Source organism: Streptomyces sp. BK340 (genome assembly GCF_007827595.1).
Classification (GTDB): domain Bacteria; phylum Actinomycetota; class Actinomycetes; order Streptomycetales; family Streptomycetaceae; genus Streptomyces.
The window spans coordinates 201,573-217,491 of record NZ_VISR01000017.1 but is presented as its reverse complement, the minus strand read 5'-3'; the positions used below and the strand labels follow the sequence as shown (position 1 = coordinate 217,491).

Annotated in this window: 15 protein-coding genes; 12 read left to right on the top strand and 3 right to left on the bottom strand. The window is 72.1% G+C overall.

The features are described from left to right. Positions 1–740 precede the first annotated feature (740 nt). From FB157_RS27765 to FB157_RS27725, 8 genes are all read left to right on the top strand, one after another. Positions 741–1,973 carry a prenyltransferase/squalene oxidase repeat-containing protein gene (locus FB157_RS27765; protein ID WP_145883386.1) on the top strand — a complete coding sequence of 411 codons (1,233 nt, stop codon included), beginning with the start codon at positions 741–743 and terminating at the stop codon, positions 1,971–1,973. Continuing rightward, positions 1,970–2,623, top strand: a complete 654-nt coding sequence (locus tag FB157_RS27760; RefSeq protein ID WP_145883385.1) for an SCO2322 family protein — start codon at positions 1,970–1,972, stop codon at positions 2,621–2,623. The genes FB157_RS27765 and FB157_RS27760 overlap by 4 nt, the downstream gene beginning before the upstream one ends. After that, positions 2,616–3,713, top strand: coding sequence for an energy-coupling factor transporter transmembrane component T (locus FB157_RS27755; protein WP_145883384.1), 1,098 nt, complete (start codon positions 2,616–2,618; stop codon positions 3,711–3,713). Before FB157_RS27760 ends, FB157_RS27755 begins: the two co-directional genes overlap by 8 nt. After that, positions 3,710–5,404: an ABC transporter ATP-binding protein gene (locus tag FB157_RS27750; RefSeq protein ID WP_145883383.1), complete on the top strand. Its 1,695-nt coding sequence runs from the start codon at positions 3,710–3,712 to the stop codon at positions 5,402–5,404. Before FB157_RS27755 ends, FB157_RS27750 begins: the two co-directional genes overlap by 4 nt. Further along, positions 5,401–6,231 carry an ECF transporter S component gene (locus tag FB157_RS27745; RefSeq protein ID WP_145883382.1) on the top strand — a complete coding sequence of 277 codons (831 nt, stop codon included), beginning with the start codon at positions 5,401–5,403 and terminating at the stop codon, positions 6,229–6,231. The genes FB157_RS27750 and FB157_RS27745 overlap by 4 nt, the downstream gene beginning before the upstream one ends. 338 nt (positions 6,232–6,569) lie before the next feature. Further along, positions 6,570–6,983 carry a transglycosylase SLT domain-containing protein gene (locus FB157_RS27740; RefSeq protein WP_145883381.1) on the top strand — a complete coding sequence of 138 codons (414 nt, stop codon included), beginning with the start codon at positions 6,570–6,572 and terminating at the stop codon, positions 6,981–6,983. 434 nt (positions 6,984–7,417) lie between these two features. Continuing rightward, positions 7,418–8,104 (top strand): YoaK family protein, encoded by a 687-nt coding sequence (locus FB157_RS27730; protein WP_145883380.1) that lies wholly within the window; start codon positions 7,418–7,420, stop codon positions 8,102–8,104. A 507-nt stretch (positions 8,105–8,611) separates the two neighbouring features. After that, entirely contained in the window at positions 8,612–9,043 is a 432-nt protein-coding gene (locus FB157_RS27725; protein ID WP_145883379.1) for a hypothetical protein, read from the top strand. Positions 9,044–9,111: 68 nt separating this feature from the next. On the opposite strand, the gene FB157_RS27720 is transcribed toward FB157_RS27725, so the two are convergent. Then, positions 9,112–10,347 (bottom strand): cytochrome P450, encoded by a 1,236-nt coding sequence (locus tag FB157_RS27720; RefSeq protein WP_145883378.1) that lies wholly within the window; start codon positions 10,345–10,347, stop codon positions 9,112–9,114. A 230-nt stretch (positions 10,348–10,577) separates the two neighbouring features. Here FB157_RS27720 and FB157_RS27715 point away from each other — a divergent pair, with 230 nt between their 5' ends. The 3 genes from FB157_RS27715 (at position 10,578) to FB157_RS27705 (ending at position 14,343) form a co-directional block, all read left to right on the top strand. Then, entirely contained in the window at positions 10,578–11,747 is a 1,170-nt protein-coding gene (locus FB157_RS27715) for a steroid 3-ketoacyl-CoA thiolase (RefSeq protein WP_145883377.1), read from the top strand. A 158-nt stretch (positions 11,748–11,905) separates the two neighbouring features. Continuing rightward, complete coding sequence (locus FB157_RS27710) at positions 11,906–12,352, top strand: hypothetical protein (RefSeq protein ID WP_145883376.1); 447 nt, start codon at positions 11,906–11,908, stop codon at positions 12,350–12,352. Beyond that, a complete protein-coding gene (locus tag FB157_RS27705) occupies positions 12,349–14,343 on the top strand; it encodes a hypothetical protein (RefSeq protein WP_145883375.1) in 1,995 nt (664 codons plus the stop codon). Before FB157_RS27710 ends, FB157_RS27705 begins: the two co-directional genes overlap by 4 nt. On the opposite strand, the gene FB157_RS27700 is transcribed toward FB157_RS27705, so the two are convergent. Together FB157_RS27700 and FB157_RS27695 are read right to left on the bottom strand one after the other, a co-directional pair. Further along, positions 14,344–14,526 carry a DUF397 domain-containing protein gene (locus FB157_RS27700; RefSeq protein ID WP_145883374.1) on the bottom strand — a complete coding sequence of 61 codons (183 nt, stop codon included), beginning with the start codon at positions 14,524–14,526 and terminating at the stop codon, positions 14,344–14,346. It abuts the gene before it with no gap. After that, complete coding sequence (locus tag FB157_RS27695) at positions 14,507–15,334, bottom strand: helix-turn-helix transcriptional regulator (RefSeq protein ID WP_145883373.1); 828 nt, start codon at positions 15,332–15,334, stop codon at positions 14,507–14,509. Before FB157_RS27695 ends, FB157_RS27700 begins: the two co-directional genes overlap by 20 nt. 91 nt (positions 15,335–15,425) lie before the next feature. On the opposite strand from FB157_RS27695, the gene FB157_RS27690 reads away from it, so the two are divergent. Next, on the top strand, positions 15,426–15,914 hold the full coding sequence (locus FB157_RS27690; protein WP_315903844.1) for an ATP-binding protein: 489 nt from the start codon (positions 15,426–15,428) through the stop codon (positions 15,912–15,914). Positions 15,915–15,919 lie beyond the last annotated feature (5 nt).

Here is a 15,919-nt window from a genome sequence, read left to right as displayed (position 1 = left end):
GTGTGGTGCGTTCCTAGACAGCTCCACCACACCGGAGGTCTTCGCCATGATCAAGACCCAGTGTCAACAACGCTCGTGATCAATACACCTAGGACCTGCCGCCGCATTCCCGTCAGCCTCACGACGCCTGGCACGCTCCCCCACTGCCCAGGGGCGTGGGAGGTGCCCCCGCTCGCCGCACCGGGCGAAAGCCCCCGGTACACCCCGTACACCCCAGTACCAGGACTTCCGCCTGGCACGCCGAGAGCACGCACCGGACGCCGCGGGCCCGCCCTTCGGACCACGACGGGCAGGTGACGACAGGCCCTGGCCGGCCAACACCCGCGGCAGCCAGGCCCCTTCGGTCCCGTATCCGCCGCCCGGGCGCCACGCCTCCCGCACTCGTCCCGCAGCCGCGGGGACCGTGACCCCGGTCACCGTCTCCGTGTGCCCACAGCCACCCCTCGGGCCGCGCACCGCTGCCGGTAAAGTGGCGGGGTCGTCATCACACCTGTACGGGGGGAAGCCGGTGCAATTCCGGCGCTGGCCCTTCCCCAAGCTCTCGACTTCGCTCGAGCAGGGGATACCCCAATCGTGAATCGTCCGCCCTGGACGGTGAGCCGGACTGCCCCGCCCGGGACGTTGACCGGCTCGCGTGCGCGGCGACCCGCAGCGCACGGCACCGTCGAGGTTTACGGAGCCGAGCCGCCCGGGTGTTCCCGTGCGCTGCCGGTTCCCCGCAGGAGAGGCAGTCGCCGACCATGAACGTCCGCCGCAGTGCAGCGGCTCTCGCCGCCGTAGGTGTGCTGGCCACCGCCGCACCCGCCATGGCCGCCGGCCCGTCCCCGTCCGCACCCCCGAAGGTGACGATCCCGGCCGGGCTGTTCGGCAGGACCGACCCCACGTACGACGGCGTCTGGCGCCAGTCGCTCGCCCTGCTCGCCCAGCGGACGCTCGGCTACCGTCCGGCCGACTCGGCCGTGGACTGGCTGGTCGGGCAGCAGTGCGACAAGGGCGGCTTCGCCGCGTTCCGGGCCGACACGGCCAAGGCCTGCGAGGGCAAGGGCGGCGCCCAGCCCGACACCAACAGCACGGCCGCCGCCGTCCAGGCGCTGCAGGCGGTCGGCGGTCACGACGCCGAGGTCCGCAAGGCCCTGGTCTGGCTGACGACGCTGCAGAACAAGGACGGCGGCTGGGGCTACTCGCCCGGCGCCCCGAGCGACACCAACTCCACCGGCGTCGTGGTCGGCGCGTTCGCCGCGGTCGGCCAGGACCCCGCCCAGCTGCACCTGAAGGGCAAGAGCCCGTACGACCTGCTGGCCAAGTGGTCGCTGCCGTGCGACGGCACCGGGGGCGGGGCGCTCGCCTACCAGCCGGACAAGAAGGGCAAGCTGGCCGCCAACGCGGACGCGACGGCGGCCGGCGTGCTGGGCGCGCTCGGCAAGGGGTTCGCGCCGAAGGCCGGGAAGGCCCCGGAGCAGGGCTACGCCTGCGCCAACTCCGACAAGCCGCTCACCCCGGCGGAGGTGGCGGACAACGGCTCCGCCTACCTGGGGGACGCCATGACCGACGGCGGGTACCTGAAGTCCGCCCTGCCCGGGGCCAAGGACCAGCCCGACTACGGCAACACCGCGGACTCGGTCGTCGCCCTCGCCGCGAACGGCTGGACGCGCCTGGCGAAGAAGCCGTACGCCTGGCTGGAGAAGAACGCGGTGAAGTGGGCGCAGCAGAGCGGCCCGGCCGCCTACGCCGAACTGGTCTTCGCCGCGCACGCGATGGGTGACGACCCGCACGACTTCGGCGGCACGGACCTGGTGCAGGCGCTCGACGCGACCGGTCCGGCGCCGCAGAAGGCCGCCCGCACCGCTGAGCCCGGCAAGCGCGCCGAGCACGACTCGGGCATCGGTGTCTGGTGGATCGTCGGTGCCGGCCTCGTCTTCGGCGTCGGCATCGGCATCCTGCTCAGCGGCCGCCGTAAGCGGCAGCAGCTGTGACCGCCGTCCGCCGTGCCGCGGCCCTGCTGCTCGCCGCGCTCGTCCTCGTCGCCGGGGCCGCCCAGGCACACGCCACCGGCTACCGCTACTGGTCGTTCTGGGAGCGGGACGGCGGCCGCTGGACGTACGCCACCCAGGGCCCGTCGACCGCGCGTCCCGACGACGGCGCGGTCCAGGGCTTCCGGTTCGCGGTGAGCGAGGACTCCGCGGACGCGAGCCGGCCGCGCGGCACGGCGGACTTCGCAGCGATCTGCGCGGGGACGCCCGCGAAACCCGGTACGAAGCGGGTCGCCCTCGTCATCGACTCCGGCACGCCCGCGGACGCCCCGTCCGGCGAGACCCCGCCCACCCGGCGCACGGCCTGCGCGCGCGTCTCTCCCGACGCGACGACGGCCGAGGCCCTGGCAGCCGTCGCCAAGCCGCTGCGCTACGACACCAACGCCCTGTTGTGCGCGATCGCCGGGTATCCCCGCAAGGGGTGCGGGGAGCAGGTGTCCGCCGACGGCACGGAGAAGAAGCCGACGACTGCCGGCGGGGAGCCCCGGCAGAAGGACAGCGGCCCCTCTCTCGGCCTGCCGATCGGCGTGGGCGCGGTCGTCCTCCTGGGCGGGGCGGCGGTGTGGCAGGCCCGGCGGCGCGGGAATGCCTAGTCCCCGGGCGCGGGTGGCACCGCTCCACCCCGGCGCCTGGTGGCTCTGGTCCCTCGGACTCGGCACCGCCGCGACCCGGACCACCAACCCGCTCCTCCTCGGCCTCCTCGTGGGCGCGGCGGGCTACGTGGTGGCCACCCACCGCTCCAGCGCGCCCTGGGCCCGCTCCTACCCCGCCTTCGCCAAGCTCGCCGTCGCCGTGCTGCTCATCCGCCTCGCGTTCACGGTCGCCCTCGGCTCTCCCGTCCCCGGTACGCATGTCCTGTTCACCCTTCCCGAAGTGCCCCTCCCGCACTGGGCGCAGGGCATCCGGCTCGGCGGTGAGGTCACCGCGGAGGCGCTGCTCTTCGCCGGCTACAACGGCCTGAAGCTCGCCGCCCTCCTCATCTGTGTCGGCGCCGCCAACGCCCTGGCCAGCCCGGCGCGTCTGCTCAAGTCCCTGCCCGGTGCCCTGTACGAGATCGGCGTGGCCGTGGTCGTCGCGCTCACCTTCGCGCCGCATCTGATCGCCGACGTCCAGCGGCTGCGTGCCGCCCGCCGGCTGCGCGGCCGCCCGGACCGCGGGGTACGGGGCCTGCTCCAGGTCGGACTGCCGGTCCTGGAGGGCGCGCTGGAGCGTTCGGTCGCCCTGGCCGCCGCGATGGACGCCCGCGGCTACGGCCGTACCGCCGCCGTCCCCGCCCGGGTGCGCCGTACGACGTCCGCGCTCACCCTCGGCGGTCTGCTCGGCGTGTGCGCGGGGACGTACGGGCTGCTCACCGCGGAGGGCGGCGTGTACGGGCTGCCGGTGCTGGGGGCCGGGGCCGCCGCCGCGCTCGCGGGCCTGCGCCTGGGCGGCCGCCGCACTCCGCGCACCCGGTACCGCCCGGAGCCGTGGGGTGTGCACGCGTGGCTGGTCGCGGGCTCGGGTGCCGCGGTCGCCGGGCTGCTCGCGCTCGCCTCCGTACGCGACCCGGACGCGCTGTACCCCGGCGTCGTACCCCTGGTGGCCCCCACCCTCCCGCTGTGGCCCGCGGCCGCGGTCCTGGTGGCCCTGCTGCCCGCCTTCATCGTCCCCAAGGAACCCCAGGCCCCCGAGGAGCCGTCGTGATCCGCTTCGAGGAGGTCAGCGTCACCTACGAGGGCGCGGCCGAACCGACCGTCCAGGGCGTGGACTTCGAGGTCCCCGAGGGCGAACTCGTGCTGCTCGTCGGTCCGTCCGGGGTCGGCAAGTCGACGGTGCTGGGCGCGGTCAGCGGGCTGGTCCCGCACTTCACCGGCGGCACCCTGCGCGGCCGGGTCACGGTGGCCGGCCGGGACACCCGGACCCACAAGCCGCGCGAACTCGCGGACGTGGTCGGCACGGTGGGGCAGGACCCGCTCGCGCACTTCGTGACGGACACGGTGGAGGACGAACTCGCCTACGGCATGGAGTCGCTGGGGCTCGCCCCGGAGGTGATGCGGCGCCGGGTGGAGGAGACGCTGGACCTGCTGGGCCTGGCCGATCTGCGGGACCGTCCGATCGCCACGCTCTCCGGCGGACAGCGGCAGCGGGTCGCGATCGGCTCGGTCCTCACCCCGCACCCGCGGGTGCTGGTCCTCGACGAGCCGACCTCGGCGCTGGACCCGGCCGCCGCGGAGGAGGTCCTGGCGGTACTGCAGCGCCTGGTCCACGACCTGGGTACGACGGTCCTGCTGGCCGAGCACCGCCTGGAGCGCGTGATCCAGTACGCCGACCGGGTCGTGCTGATGCCCGCCCCGGGCGCCGCCCCGCTGCACGGCGACCCGGCCGAAGTGATGTCCGTCTCCCCGGTCTGCCCACCGGTGGTGGACCTGGGCCGCCTGGCGGGCTGGACCCCGCTTCCCCTGACGGTGCGCAACGCCCGCCGCCAGGCCGCCGGCCTGCGGGAACGACTGGCCAAGGCCCGGCAGACCGGCGTACTGCCACGGCAGTACGCGCCCGCCGCCCCCGCCGCCCCGCACATCCCGCTGCCGTCCCCCCGGCGCCGCCTCTTCCGCCGGGCCGCGACCCCCGGCTCCCCCGCTCCCGCGCAGATCGCCGAGGTCGGCTCCCTGGCCGTCCGCCGGGGCGGGATCACGGCCCTGCGGCACATCGACCTGACCGTGGCCCCCGGTGAGACGGTCGCGCTGATGGGGCGCAACGGCGCCGGGAAGTCCACACTGCTCGGCTCGCTCGTCGGGCTGGTGGAGCCCACCGCCGGTACGGTCCGCGTCGGCGGGGCCGTACCGCACCGGACCCAGCCCCGGGACCTCGTGCGCCGGGTCGGTCTGGTGCCGCAGGAGCCGCGGGACCTGTTGTACGCGGACACGGTGGCGGCCGAGTGCACGGCCGCCGACCGGGACGCGGGCGCCGCGCCCGGCACCTGCCGGGCCCTGGTGTCCGAGCTGCTGCCGGACATCACGGACGACACCCACCCGCGTGACCTGTCCGAGGGCCAGCGCCTGGCGCTCGCCCTGGCGGTCGTACTGACCGCCCGGCCTCCCCTTCTTCTGCTCGACGAGCCGACCCGGGGTCTGGACTACGCGGCCAAGGCCCGACTGGTCGCCGTGCTGCGGGAGCTGGCCGCCGAGGGGCACGCGATCGTGCTGGCCACGCACGACGTGGAGCTGGCTGCGGAGATCGCGCACCGGGTGGTGCTGCTCGCCGACGGCGAGGTGATCGCCGACGGCCCGACGGCGGAGATCGTGGTCTCCTCCCCTTCCTTCGCCCCGCAGGTCACCAAGATCCTGGCCCCGCAGCCCTGGCTGACCGTCGCCGAGGTCCGGGAGGCCCTGGCATGACCACCACCTCGCGGGCCCGGGTCCGCGCCGTCCGGCTCGGCCCCCGCTCCCTCGCGGCCCTGGTCCTGGTCAGCGCGGTCGGCGTGGTCGGCTTCTGCTGGCCCTTCCTCGCCCCGCCCGGCTCGCAGATCGGCGCGCACGCCGAGGACGCGCCCTGGCTGTTCGCGGGCCTGCTGATCCTGCTGGTCGCGGTCGTGTCGGCGACGATCTCCGAGTCCGGTCTCGGCCCGAAGGCCGTCGCGATGGTGGGCGTCCTGGCCGCGACCGGGGCGGCGCTGCGCCCGATCGGCGCGGGCACGGCCGGGATCGAGCCCATGTTCTTCCTGATGGTGCTGAGCGGGCGGGTGCTCGGCCCCGGCTTCGGCTTCGTGCTCGGCTCGGTGACGATGTTCGCGTCCGCGCTGCTCACGGGCGGTGTCGGCCCCTGGATGCCGTTCCAGATGCTGGCGATGGGCTGGTTCACCATGGGCGCCGGGCTCCTCCCGGGCCAGGTCCGGCTGCGCGGCCGGGGCGAGCGGCTCCTGCTGGCGGCCTACGGCTTCTTCGCGGCCTTCGCCTACGGCACGATCATGAATCTGGCCGGCTGGCCCTTCATGGGCGCCCTGACCTCGAACATCGCCTTCGACCCGGACGGGACGGTCCGCGCCAACCTGGCCCGGTTCGTCGCCTACTGCCTGACCACGTCCATGGGCTGGGACCTGGGCCGGGCGGTCTGCACGGTCGTCCTGACCCTGGTTCTCGGCCCGGCGCTGCTGCGCGCGCTCCGCCGGGCCACCAGGCGGGCCGCTTTCGAGACCGCGGTCACATTCGACGCACCCGCTGCGTGAGGGGCCGTATCCGGGCTGTCAGCTCCCCGGTGAAGCACCCCACATGACGCAGGTCACCTACGATCCGGGATCGTTGTTCACTATGTCCGATTCGTCCCTTCGTGCACCCCTTCCGACCTGCACTTTGAGACCCACGCCACACAAGCGACCTTTGTCACCGATCCGGCCACAACTAGTAAAAGGGGTCATTGCGGACGCTTCTCAAGCCTGCTTCTGTAGTGGACGTCGCCAGGCACCACGAGCCCGACCGGGTCGCGGTGCCGACGTATGCGGCAGGCCCCCACCCAGGGGGCTGCGACATACAGGCGATTCCTTGTCCCCGACGTAAGAGGTTCTCCGTGTCCGTCTCCTTCATCCGCCGCATCGCTTCCCCGAAGAAGGCCCTCACCACCGCCGCCGTGGCCGCCGCTGCCGCCGGTCTGGCCCTGACCGCGGCGCCCGCCCAGGCCGCCACCACCCAGGCCTCCTCCGCCCAGGCGATCGCGCACAAGATGATCCCGGACGCCGCGCAGTTCAACGCCTTCAGCAAGATCGTCGAGCACGAGAGCGGCTGGAACCCCGCCGCCACCAACAGCTCCTCCGGCGCCTACGGCCTGGTCCAGGCCCTGCCGGGCTCGAAGATGTCCGCCGCCGGTTCCGACTGGAAGACCAACCCGGCCACCCAGATCAAGTGGGGTCTGGACTACATGAACTCCCGCTACGGCAGCCCGGTCCAGGCCTGGAGCTTCTGGCAGGCCAACGGCTGGTACTGAGCCACCCGGCTCCCGGCCCCCCGGCCTTGGGCCAGCCGGCCTCAGGCCACCCCGCGCCAGGCCACCGCGCCGCCGAAGAAGCGCGCGATGCCGGCCAGCGCCGCCCGGTACGACCCTCCGTGGTCGACGGGCCCCATATCCAGCACCCGCACCCTCGCCCCCTGCTCGGCGAGGGTGCGCGCGCATGTCCGGGGGTTGCCGATCGCGGTCCGGCGACGGCGGCCGGAGCGGCGGCCAGGCCGGCGAGCAGCGCTGCGGCCGCGGCGGCACCCACCTTCCGCATACGCCAACTGGGCTGCTTTTCTGCCGATTTGCGCGTGTCTTCTGTCATGTTCCGAACGCTACGGACGCACGCTTCGGCGGGGCATCCGAGAGTCCCCCGCGCCCGTGGTGGACTTGTCACCACCCTGCCCGTCCGGCTGACCGGAGGAAGCATGACGACGCCGCCACCGCCCCTTCCCGACCCGGAGGCGCGGGGGGTGCGGCTGGTGGTCGTGCTCCTGGTACTGACCGTGGTCAGCGGCCTGATCGACGCGGTCAGCTATCTGGGCCTGGGCCGGGTCTTCACGGCCAACATGACCGGCAACGTGGTGGTGCTCGGCTTCGCGGCGGCCGGTGCGCCCGGCTTCTCCGTCCCGCACACCGCGACCTCGCTGGCCGCCTTCCTGCTGGGCGCGGTGGCCGGCGGCCGGGTGGCGGCCCGGTACGGCAAGGGCTCGCGGCGCAGGTGGGCCCGGCTGACCCTGGCGGCGGAGGCACTCCTGGTCGGCGCGTCGGCGGCGGTGGCCTTCGCCTGGCCGGACACGAACGGCACCCGCTACGCGCTCATCGCCCTCACCGCGTTCGCGATGGGCCTGCGCAACGCGACGGTCCGCAAACTGGGCGTCCCCGACCTGACGACCACGGTCCTCACCATGACCCTGACCGGCCTGGCCTCCGAGTCCCGCCTCGGCGACGCCACGGGCCACCGCTCCCCGCGCCGCACGGCATCGGTGATCGCGATGCTCGTGGGCGCCACCCTGGGCGCCTGGCTGGTCCTCCACCACGGCCTGGGCATCCCCCTGCTGATCGCGGCGGCGCTGTCGGGGGTGCTGGCCGTGGTGGCGTCGGGCCGGGAGTGAAACCGGGAGCAGCGGGCCGGACTTCAGCGTGTGCGCCGCGCGGCGCCGATCCGCTCGACCTGCTTCCGGATCAGGCCGGCCGGGAACGAGGCGCACTTGCCCCCTTCGCGTCACGTGCGTCGATCACGACCTGGCACGCCGGATCCGACGCCGGAGGGAACGTCCCGCCGCCACCGCCCTTTTCCGCATGGCTCGGCTCGAACGGAACCTGACCGCCCTGCACCTGAGGCACTTCCCCGTCGCGGAAGGCGAGGGCCTTGAGCTGCCGAACGCTCAGCGGCGCTCCGTCCGCGGCTTGCGACGCCCGCGCCCGGGCCGCCTCGGTCGCGCTCGGCCTTCCGTGCCCGTCCCCGCACCCCGCGGCCAGAACAGCTCCGATCGCGACGAGCACCCCGCGTCTCGCCGCCCGATTCCCCATGTGCACACTCCCCCTGTGACCGGGATCGCCGCCCCAGGGCGATCCGTCGGGCCCAGACTCTGGCGTTGTTACCGAACGGGATTTTGAACTTGGGTACTTGTCCGCGCAGGGTCTGGCCGGCCGTCGCACTCGCCGCGCTGGTTCTGAGTGCCTGCGATCCGGGAGGCCTGGATCCCACGGACCCCAGCAACTTCAGCTCGGTCGTCTTCGTCAACGACACCGGCTCCCCGGCCGTCCTGTTCGAGTGCGGCGACAGCCGTGGGCGCGGCTGCCACGACATGAGCGGCCGGCTCGCCCCCGGAGAACGCTCCGTGCAGCGGGTGTACTGGGGGCCGGGTTCCGATCCCTGGCAGGTCCGGGACACGCGGGGGCGGATCGCCGGCTGGCTGCTCGTGCGCACACCGCGTCGTGAGTCCGGAGCCGTCTACGACCTCGGCGACGCCGAGCCCCGGCCCGGCAGGCCGACGACTCCGCGCGTGCCGCCGCACCCCGACCTCGGGGGAGGCAGGAACCGGGCATAGGGACGGGATGTTCCTGCCTCCCTCGGGGTGGGCCGGCGGCTCGGGAGCCGTCGGCCCCGATCGGTGGGTCAGGCCGTGGTGACCTGGAGCTCCTTGACGCCGTTGATCCAGGCCGACCGCAGCCGGCGGGGGTCGCCGACCAGGCGCAGGTCCGGCATGGCGTCGGCGATCGCGGTGAAGATGAGGTCGATCTCCAGGACCGCCAGGGACTTGCCGAGGCAGAAGTGGGGGCCGCCACCGCCGAAGCCGAGGTGCGGGTTGGGGTCACGGGTGATGTCGAAGTCGTCGGGTGAGGCGAAGACCTCCGGGTCGTGGTTGGCGGAGGCGTAGAAGAGGCCGACCCGGTCGCCCTTCCCGATGTGCACTCCGCCGAGTTCCGTGTCCTGGGTGGCCGTGCGCTGGAACGCGTTGACCGGGGTCGCCCAGCGGACGATCTCCTCGGCCGTCGTGGCCGGACGCTCGCGCTTGAAGAGGTCCCACTGGTCGGGGTGGGTGAGGAAGGCGTGCATGCCGTGGGTGATGGCGTTGCGGGTCGTCTCGTTGCCCGCCACCGCCAGCATCAGCACGAAGAAGCCGAACTCGTCGGAGTTCAGGTTGCCTTCGTTCTCCGCGGCCACCAGTGTCGTCACGATGTCGTGGGCCGGGCACTGCTTGCGCTCGGCGGCCATGTTCATCGCGTAGGCGAGTATCTCGGTGGCCGACTGCGCGCCGACCTCCTCGGTGATGGCGTACTCGGGGTCGTCGTAGGCGATCATCTTGTTGGACCAGTCGAAGATCTTGGACCGGTCCTCCTGCGGTACGCCGATCAGCTCGGCGATGGCCTGCAGGGGCAGTTCGCAGGCGACCTCGGTGACGAAGTCGAAGGGCCCTGAGCGGGCGCGGGCCGCCTCGACGATCGCCCCGGCGCGGGCCCGCAGGCGCTCCTCCAGGGCGCGGATCGAGCGGGGCGTGAACCCGCGCTGCACTATCTGGCGCACCCGGGTGTGCTCGGGCGGGTCCATGTTCAGCAGGATCAGCCGCTGCGCGTCGATCGCGTCGCGTTCGATGTGCTCGTTGAAGCGGATGATCGCGGTGTTGAGGGTCGAGGAGAAGATCTCGGGGTGCGTGGAGACGTACTTGACGTCCGCGTGCCGGGTCACGGCCCAGTAGCCGTCGTCGGCGAAGCCCGCCAGGCCGTGCGGCTGCGGGATCCAGCGGACCGGTTCGGTGCGGCGCAGCTCGGCGAACTCCGGGAGGGGCACCCGGTGGTGCAGCAGGTCGGGGTCGGTGAAGTCGAACCCGTCGGGCAGCGCGGGGCAGTGCATCGGCGACTCCCAGCCATCTGACGGTCCATCAGCAAGTGTCGTGAACGTAGTAACGGGTTCTAGAACTGGCAAGAGGTGCGGCACCCCCAATCCGTGCGGAGTTCGTGCAGATCGTGACTTCGGCACCTGCAAGACCCTTGCGGTGATGGACGTCACGTCAGCAGACTGCACAGAGAACTAGAACGCGTACTAGTTCTGGAGGAGAGCCCTCTCGGAGAGGACCCGCACCCATGGCCGCCGAACCCGTGATCGTCGAAGCCGTACGCACCCCCATCGGCAAGCGCGGCGGCGCGCTCGCCAATCTGCACCCCGCCTATCTCCTGGGCGAGACCTACCGTGAACTCCTCGGCCGCACCGGCATCCCCGCCGACGCGGTCGAGCAGATCGTCGGCGGCACGGTCACCCACGCCGGCGAGCAGTCCATGAACCCCGCGCGCACCGCCTGGCTGACCATGGGGCTGCCCTACGAGACCGCGGCGACGACCGTCGACTGCCAGTGCGGCTCCTCGCAGCAGGCCTCGCACATGGTGGCCAACATGGTCGCGGCGGGCGTGATCGACGTGGGCATCAGCTGCGGGGTCGAGGCCATGTCCCGCGTACCGCTGGGTTCGGGCTCCAAGCACGGCCCGGGCAAGCCCTTCCCCGACGAGTGGAACGTCGACCTGCCCAACCAGTTCGAGGCGGCCGAGCGGATCGCCCGGCACCGCGGCCTGACCCGCGAGAACGTGGACGCGCTGGGCCTGCTCTCGCAGGAGCGGGCGGCGCACGCGTGGGCGGAGGAACGTTTCAAGCGGGAGACCTTCGCCGTGCAGGTGCCCACCACCGAGGAGGAGCAGCACGCCGGGCAGGGCATGTGGCGGCTCGTCGACAAGGACGAGGGGCTGCGGGACACGTCGATGGAGGCGCTCGGCGGCCTGAAGCCGGTGATGCCCACGGCCGTCCACACGGCCGGCAACTCCTCACAGATCTCGGACGGCGCGGCCGCGATCATGTGGGCCTCCAAGCGGATGGCGCGCGCACTGAAGCTGAAGCCGAGGGCACGGATCGTGGCGCAGGCGCTGGTGGGCGCCGACCCGCACTTCCATCTGGACGGTCCGATCGACGCGACCAAGGCGGTGCTGGGCAAGGCCGGGATGTCCCTGAAGGACATCGACCTGGTCGAGATCAACGAGGCCTTCGCGTCCGTGGTGCTGAGCTGGGCCCAGGTGTTCGAGCAGGACCTGGAGAAGGTGAACGTGAACGGCGGTGCGATCGCCCTCGGGCACCCGGTCGGGGCGACCGGGGCACGGCTGATCACCACCGCGCTGCACGAACTGGAGCGCGCCGACAAGGAGTTCGCACTGATCACGATGTGCGCGGGTGGCGGACTGGCGACCGGGACCATCATCCAGCGCCTGTAACGGACGACTGTCGCGCATTCCCCCATTCCGGGGACGGAGAGTACCCGAGGGATTACTGTGCTCGGCATCGCGGTCGGCGGGGGGCGTTTCACCGGGGGGTGAAGACGCGACGACCGCGTGGTGCGCGTAGCGGGTGATCCGACTTGGGGGGAGTGCGCATGGCGCTGCTCGACGAGATGACGGCTCTGGCACAGGCCGGAGGAGCGGCGGTCCTGGCGGCCGCGGCCACCGACGGGTGGCACCGGTTCAGCGACCGGGCCGCGCGCCTCCTCGGGCGGGGCGATCCCGCTCTGGAGGGCGCGGCCGCCGAGCGCCTGGCCCGCACGGCCGCCGCCCTGCGGGCCGCCTCGGACGAGGACGAGCGGGAGCGGGTGGGGGCGGAGCACGCGCGCCTGTGGCGGGACGAGTTCGCCGGCCTGCTCACCGCGCCCGGGTCCGCGGACATCGACCAGGTGATGACCGAACTCCGCACCCTCGCCGAGGAGTTCGGCTCCCAGCCGAGCTCGGCGGGGCAGTCCATCGTCAACACGACCTTCAACGGCCCGGCCAACGTCCAGTACGGCCACCACAGCCGTCAGAACATCCGCTTCGGAGCCGCCGAATGACCGGCTCGAACCACGAGTTCCACGGTCCGGCCTTCGTCCAGTACGGCCACGGCAGCGTCCAGGAGATCAGCACGAGCTACACGCTCGCCGCCTCTCCGCTCGACCGGGCGGCCGACGACCTGATGGACAAGGTGTACGCCTGGTGGGACGAGGAAGCGGGCAACCGGGGCCTGCTGAGCCCGCCTCCGCTGCCCGTCCGCTGGCAGTTGAGCACAGCGGGCAGCACGGCAAAGGTCGCCGCGGCCACCGCCAAGGGCACCCGGAGCCGCTTCGCTCCGCTGCCCGGCGCCACGACGGTCACCAGAAAGCAGCTTCGTGCGGGCGGGAGCCTCACCGAGCTGTTCGAGATCTACGCGGGCCTGGCCTCCGGCCGGATCCTGCTGGTCGGGCCCGAGGGATCGGGCAAGTCGGCAGCTGTCCACCTGCTGCTTCTGGAGGCTCTGCGACACCGGCGGAACGAGTCGGACCCGCAGCGCCGCGCGCGCATCCCGGTGCCCGTGCCGATGTCACTGAACGGGTGGGAGCCGCTGGAGGAGCGGCCGATCGACTGGGCGATCAAGAAACTGTCCCGACGGCACGGGCACAACGTCCGTGAGTTACTGAAGACCGGCCGGATCGCTCTCCTGCTGGACGGCTTCGACGAAGTCGCCGAGGAAGTGCAGAGCGACGCGGTCGCCGCGCTGGCGGCAGCCCCGTACCGTGTGCTGCTGGTCTCCCGCACCGCGAAGGCGCCACTGAGCGACGCGGTGGCCCTGGAACTCCAGCCGGTCCGTCCCGCCGACGCGGCCGACCATCTGCTCAGCCTGCCACTGCCCGATCCCGTACCCGATGCCTGGCAGGAACTCACTCGCCGCCTGGTGGAGGAGCCGGAAAGCGCCGTGGCCGAGGCGCTGACCAAACCCCTGGGCATCAGCCTGGTGTGGGAGTTGGGGCCCGACAGCGGGACGGTGAAGGAGATCCTCGGCCTGGGCGACCCCCTCGCCATCGAGGACCGCCTGCTCGACCACGCGGTCCGGGCCGCCTACACCCCGAGACCCGGCTGCAAGCGTCCCCGCTACTCCCCCGAGCAGGCGGAGCGCACGCTCAGGTACATCGCCGAGCGGCTCACCGCGGAGGAGACGTTCGACCTGCGGTGGTGGCAGATCCCCTGCTGGGGCCGCCCGCGGGCCAGGGCGGCCGTCACCTGGTCGCTCTCCATCTGCTTCTATCTGGTGCTCATGGCGTACATGCTGACGTCCGCGACGAATTTCCTGACCGTCGCCGTGGCTCTGGGAGTGCCGGTCGCAGCCGGCGTCGATCTGGCCCTGCGGCTGCGGCGGCTCAATTACCCGCAGCCGCTGGAGAGCGCGGGCTGGCGGGACGTGTTCCCCGGCAGAGCGATCACCACGGGCATCCTCGCCTGGCTCACGATGGCCGCCTGGTACGGGGCCACACGGTGGTTCTGGAGCAGCCCCGCCCCGGTGTGGATGTGGTTCCTGATCACCGCTCCCTTCGGACTGGGGACGGCCATGTTCAGGGGCCGCGGTGACACGCTGATGGGCCGGACCATGCTCGCGCCCTGGGCGCCTTCTCCGTACGAGCTCCGAGATGAGGAGTTCCTGCCGAGCCCGACGGCCGAGAGCCGGGTGATCGACCCGACCGACGTGTGGCGGCACCACGTCCGGCTGCGGCTGCCCCTCGGCCTGATGGTCGGCGTGACCATCGGCTCGTTCTGGGGCTGCGTGACCGGGGACGCGGGCGGGCTCGTGTCCGGCATCATCGTCGGAGTGTTCACCGCTGTCGGGCCCGCTCTCAGATGCGGCTTGGTTCCCAACCTCGCCGTCGCCACCACCCTCACCGCCGTACAGCTGTCCCGGAGCGAAGGCACCCCCGTACGCCTGATGTCCTTCCTGAAGGACGCCCACGAACGCAACCTGCTGCGCGCGACGGGACCGGTGTACCAGTTCCGCCACGCCCGCCTGCAGGAACGGCTGGCCCGGCCGGCGAAGTGATCAGCCGACCTCGGTGGTCCAACCGAGGAACGCGTTGAAGGCCTGGGACTGGAAGTCGAGCCGCGGGCCGGTGGGGTTCTTGGAGTCGCGCACGGCTACGGTGGCGCCGGGGAATTCGGCGATCTCGACGCACTGGCCACCCTGGTCGCTGCTGTAGCTGGACTTATGCCAGTTGCTCTCCATAGCGGTCCTCCATCGCGCGCCGGATCAAATCCGCCGAGTCCTTGAGGGAGAGTGCGGCGGCCCGAAGATGATCGTAACGGAGCGAGCAGTCTCTGACCGTGTCCGGATGAGCCGTCGGACACCCGCTCCCGTAGCTCTCGGTATAGAGGATGGTCGGGTCGCCAACGAAGCGGTAGAGGTCGAACGAGCCGGTGAGGCCCGCGTGCGATCCGGCGGAGAACGGCAACACCTGGATGTTGATCCGAGGATTGTCCTCGAAGGCCAACAGGCGGGCCAGTTGACCTCGCATGGTCTCCGGACCGCCAATCTCCAGGTGCAGTGCTGCCTCGCTGAGGACGGCCCAGAAAACCGGCGGCTCCTCCTTGTCAAAGATGCGCTGACGCGCCAGACGGACGGCGGTGCGGTCATCGAGGTCGCTTCGGTCCACCGCTCCGAGCACGGCACGTGCGTATGCCGGAGTCTGGAGCAGACCGAGGATCATGTGTGTCTGGAAGGAGCAGATTTCAACCGCCCGCACCTCCAGCTCCGCCACCTGCTGAAACCACGCCGGAAGTTGGCTCCTCATCACCAGCGTGACGAGCCGGGACAGTAACCCGCCCGTCCCCAACGCCGCGTCCACCCGCTCGCTGAACTCCTGCGTCGGCAGCTTCCTCGCCGTCTCCACCTGTCCCACCAAGGACCCCGTGTAATTGACGATGTCCCCGAGCTGCCGCTGCGTCAGGCCGGCCGCCTCTCTGCAGCGGCGCAGCTCATAGCCGTAGTAATCGAGCGGAGAGGCCCCCGGATCGAGGGCGTTGATGTGGGCCACGGCGGTCCCCTCTCGCGCAACTCGGTCCACGGCGGGACCTGTTGTATCCGATCCGTAGCCGAGAGTAGTTGCGCGAGGTCAGTCTCGTACCGTGAACAACCACATCCCCCACTACCGCATGAGCCTCACCGTCGGCGAGCACTCGGTGCGGCACATCCGTCGCATCGTCCGCTCACTGCTGCACGAGTGGGAGCTGACGGAGCTGACGTTCGCCGTCGAACTGGGCGCGAGCGAACTGGTCACCAATGTCGTACGGCATGTGCCCGACCGCCGCTGCACGCTCGTCATGGCACGGCGGACCGCGGGAGTGCGGGTCGAAGTGGCCGACGGTTCCGCTCGGCTCCCCCGCCTGGCAGCCGACGCGGACCGTGAGTCGGAAGGCGGGCGGGGCCTGAGCCTGCTCGATGCCGTGGTCGACAAGTGGGGCGTGGCACCGAGCCCCGGCGGCGGGAAGACGATCTGGTTCGAGTGCGGTGCCGCAGCGGCCGTATCGCCCGGGTCGGGCGCGACAAGGATCACAGTGCAAGGCCCGGTCACGGCCGTGGGAGCGGGCACACGTAGCTGCGTACGGCACATTTAGCTGCA

Excerpts from the sequence above, each read along its gene's own strand:
- FB157_RS27765 (WP_145883386.1), top strand. The coding sequence starts at position 741 with ATGAACGTCCGCCGCAGTGCAGCGGCTCTCGCCGCCGTAGGTGTGCTG.
- FB157_RS27755 (WP_145883384.1), top strand. The coding sequence starts at position 2,616 with ATGCCTAGTCCCCGGGCGCGGGTGGCACCGCTCCACCCCGGCGCCTGG.
- FB157_RS27745 (WP_145883382.1), top strand. The coding sequence starts at position 5,401 with ATGACCACCACCTCGCGGGCCCGGGTCCGCGCCGTCCGGCTCGGCCCC.
- FB157_RS27730 (WP_145883380.1), top strand. The coding sequence starts at position 7,418 with ATGACGACGCCGCCACCGCCCCTTCCCGACCCGGAGGCGCGGGGGGTG.
- FB157_RS27720 (WP_145883378.1), bottom strand. The coding sequence starts at position 10,347 with ATGCACTGCCCCGCGCTGCCCGACGGGTTCGACTTCACCGACCCCGAC.
- FB157_RS27715 (WP_145883377.1), top strand. The coding sequence starts at position 10,578 with ATGGCCGCCGAACCCGTGATCGTCGAAGCCGTACGCACCCCCATCGGC.
- FB157_RS27710 (WP_145883376.1), top strand. The coding sequence starts at position 11,906 with ATGGCGCTGCTCGACGAGATGACGGCTCTGGCACAGGCCGGAGGAGCG.
- FB157_RS27705 (WP_145883375.1), top strand. The coding sequence starts at position 12,349 with ATGACCGGCTCGAACCACGAGTTCCACGGTCCGGCCTTCGTCCAGTAC.
- FB157_RS27700 (WP_145883374.1), bottom strand. The coding sequence starts at position 14,526 with ATGGAGAGCAACTGGCATAAGTCCAGCTACAGCAGCGACCAGGGTGGC.